1 protein-coding gene is annotated in these 2,786 nt (G+C 65.1%); it reads right to left on the bottom strand.

Annotation, left to right across the window (positions count from 1 at the left end):
• The coding region (locus ACIRGA_RS40815; RefSeq protein WP_400952945.1) for a hypothetical protein at positions 1-2,654 on the bottom strand (2,654 nt) is incomplete at its 3' end.
• Between the last annotated feature and the right edge of the window lie 132 nt (positions 2,655-2,786).

Below are 2,786 nucleotides of genomic sequence, written 5' to 3'. Positions count from 1 at the left end.
ACATCCGCCAACTCGATCGCGACCCCGAACACATTCCCCACCGGCACAGCAGCCAGATCACCCACCTCCCACACCCCACCCGCCACACCACCCTCGCTGTCACTCTCGCGCCGCGAAAGCTCCCGCGACCGCGCCCGCGCCACCGCCGCCTCCTCCGCCACCCGAACAGGAACCCCCGCACCCGCACCCCCCGCGACAACAGCCCACAACGCTCTGACCTGATCCTTGTTGATCAAGCCACCGGACAGTTCCGCGACGTCCGCCTGCGACATCTTTTCTCCGTGCAGGTCTGCCGCCCAGGCATTGATCCAGCCCTGGGCGACCACACTCGTGATCGACCCCGGCTGGTCCTTCGATTTCAGGGTGAAACCAGCCGGGAGATCTCCCCGCGTGTTCAGGAAATCCCGGAACGTGCGGGGGCCTGTGCCATCCGGTGCAGGACGCCAGCCCACCACATCCCCCGGCACATCCTCAGGAATCTCTGGCAGCTTAAGACCATGCCACAGCAAACTGACCTGAGGCTGGCTGACCAAATAACCGGACAGTTTCGCGACCGCCAGCTGCGACATCTTTTCTCCGTGCAGGTCTTCCACCCAGGCATTGATCCACTCCTGGGCCATCTGGCTCGAGCGCGGCCGGTTCTCTGATTTCAGGGCGAAACCTGGCGGGTGGGGCCGTGATTCCAGGAAGGCCCTCAACGTCCGGGGACCGGTGCCGTCCTTCGCGGGACGCCACCCCACCACCTCAGGCCGGGTCAGCACCCCCGAACCCGAAGAACCACCACCCCCAGGAACATCCCCCTCCAGCACCCTCGTATCCGATTCCCTGGCAAGGCCTGCCCACAACGCTCCCACCTGGAGCGAGTTGATCAAGCCATCGGACAGTTCAACGACGTCCGACTGCGTCATCTTTTCGCGGAGCTTTTCCACCGCCCAGGCATTGATCCAGCCCCGGGCGACCACACTCGTCCTCACCCCCGTCCGGCCCTTCGGCTTCAGGGTGAAACCTGCCGGAAGATCTCCCCGCATGTTCAGGAAATCCCGGAACGTACGGGGTCCCGTGCCATCCGGTGCAGGACGCCAGCCCACCACATCCCCCGGCACATCCTCAGAAACCCACGACCCCTCAAGACGCCGCCACAACTCGCTGACGTGAGAGCGACTGACCAAACCATCGGACAAATCCACGACTTCCGCAGACGTCATCTCGTGGTGCAGGCCTTCCACCCAGGCATCGATCCAGTCCTGGGCCATTTGTCTCGAGCGCGGCCGCTTCCCTGATTTCAGGACGAAACCTGGCGGGTGGGGCCGTGATTCCAGGAAGGCCCTCAACGTCCGCGGACCGGTGCCGTCCTCCGCGGGACGCCACTTCGCCACCTCAGGCCGGGTCGGAGGGGCGGACTCTTGAGGTGCCAGATGCAGGGGTTCGGTGAGACCAAGGCGGTCGGGAGCTGTGGCCGAGACACCCCTCGCGACAGCAGCCCACAACACCACCACCTGGACCGGGCTGATCAAGCCACCGGACATTTCCACGACGTCCGCCTCCGTCATCTCACCGTGAAGACCAGCCACCCAGGCATTGATCCAGCCCCGGGCGACCACACTCGTGATCGACCCCGGCCGGCCCTTCGATTTCAGAGTGAAACCAGCCGGAAGATCTCCCCGCGTATTCAGGAAATCCCGGAACGTACGGGGTCCCGTGCCATCCGGCGCAGGACGCCAGCCCACCACATCCCCCGGCACATCCTCAGGAATCCACGCCCCCTCAAGAAGATGCCACAACTCGCTGACGTGAGAGCGACTGACCACGCCATCGGACAGTTCCACAACTTCCGCCTGCGTCATCTCCCTGTGAAGCCCTACAATCCAGGCATCGATCCAGTCCTGGGCCCGCTGACTCGAGCGCGGCCGGTTCTCTGATTTCAACTCGAAACCTGCCGGGTGGGGCCGTGATTCCAGGAAAGCCCTCAACGTCCGCGGACCGGTACCGTCCTTCGCGGGACGCCACTCCACCACCTCAGGCCGGGTCAGCTCCCCCGGCACCGAAGAACCACCACCCTCCGGCACCCCCGCGTCCGGGTCATTCGCGATAGCTCCCCACAACACCCCCACCTGGACCTTATTGATCAAGCCACCGGACAGTTCCGTGACTGCCCTCTGCGACATCTTCTCGCGGAGCTCTGCCGCCCAGGCATTGATCCAGCCCCGGGCGACCACACTCGTCCTCGACCCCGGCCGGCCCTTCGATTTCAGGGTGAAGCCGTCCGGGAGATCTCCCCGCTTGTACAGGAAGTCCCGGAGCGTGCGGGGTCCCGTGCCATCCGGTGCAGGACGCCAGCCCACCACATCCCCCGGCACATCCTCAGGAATCCACGGCCGCTCAAGACGCCGCCACAACTCGCTGACGTGAGAATTACTGACCAAATCACCGGACAATTCCACGACCGCCGACTGCGTCATCTCGCCGTGCAGGTCTTCCACCCAGGCATTGATCAAGTCCTGGGCGACCGGGCTCGTCCTCGCATGCTTTCGATTCCCCGATTTCAGGGCGAAACCGTCCGGCTGGGGCCGTGATTCCAGGAAAGCCCTCAACGTCCGCGGACCGGTGCCGTCCTTCGCGGGACGCCACTTCGCCACCTCAGGCAGGGTCAGCACCCCCGGCACCGAAGAACCACTGCCCGCCACCTCAGGCCGGGTCGGAGGGGCGGACTCTTGAGGTGCCAGATGCAGGGGTTCGGTGAGACCAAGGCGGTCGGGAGCTGTGGCCGGGACCGGGAGATAGTAGCC

It is taken from the genome of Amycolatopsis sp. NPDC102389 (assembly GCF_044765885.1).
Taxonomy (GTDB): domain Bacteria; phylum Actinomycetota; class Actinomycetes; order Mycobacteriales; family Pseudonocardiaceae; genus Amycolatopsis.
This window is presented reverse-complemented; position numbering and strand designations above follow the sequence as displayed.